The organism is Microtetraspora sp. AC03309, from assembly GCF_020826795.1.
Taxonomy (GTDB): Bacteria; Actinomycetota; Actinomycetes; order Streptosporangiales; family Streptosporangiaceae; genus Microtetraspora; species Microtetraspora glauca.
This window is the reverse complement of sequence record NZ_JADDIL010000344.1, coordinates 1-629: the sequence shown is the minus strand read 5'-3', so window position 1 is coordinate 629 and position 629 is coordinate 1. Positions and strand designations below refer to the sequence as shown.

The 629-nt window shown below is 66.3% G+C and carries 1 protein-coding gene; it reads right to left on the bottom strand.

What is annotated here, in order from left to right; genetic code table 11:
- Window positions 1–629, bottom strand: a 629-nt coding sequence (locus tag IMZ11_RS43240; RefSeq protein WP_228649453.1) for an alpha/beta hydrolase, incomplete at both ends; no start/stop codon positions are given.

The following is a 629-nucleotide window of genomic DNA, read 5'->3' as shown; positions in this document are numbered from 1 at the left end:
TGCCCAAGCAGCCCTGAATGAACTCGACCATGCAGTCGCGGGCCTCGCGGCTCTCCGGGAGAAACGGCAGGAATGCCGGGAAAGCGTGGAGCTGACCGGGCCACAGCTTGAGGGTGCTCGATCGCCCAGCCTCGGTCAGTACCTCATGCATGCGTTCGGCATCGCAACGCAGCGCCTCCGATTCGGCCGCGATGATCAGGCTCGGCGGAAAATCGGTGAGCACTCCGTTGACCGGTGACAGGGCATAGGCGTCCGAGTTCTTGGGCCCGACGCATTCGACGATCATCGGCAGGGCAAGCCCGATCCCCATCCGGTCCTCGGCGAAATTGGCATGGCCGGAACGGCGCTCGCCATCGAGTTCGAGCAGCGGGCTGACGCCGATGACGCCGGCCGGTGTGCCGATGCCCTGGGCCTGAGCGGCGAGTACGGTTGCAAATGACAGGAATCCGCCTGCCGAGTCACCCGCCACGATGGTGTTGGCCGGGTCCGCACCCTGATCCAGCAGCCAGCGGTAGGCGCGCAGGCAATCCGCGACGGACTCGTCGACGGTCACATCGGGGTGCTGCCGGTACTCGACATGCACCACCGGAAGTCGGGTCTGGCGGGCAAGCGCGACCACGACATGCGAG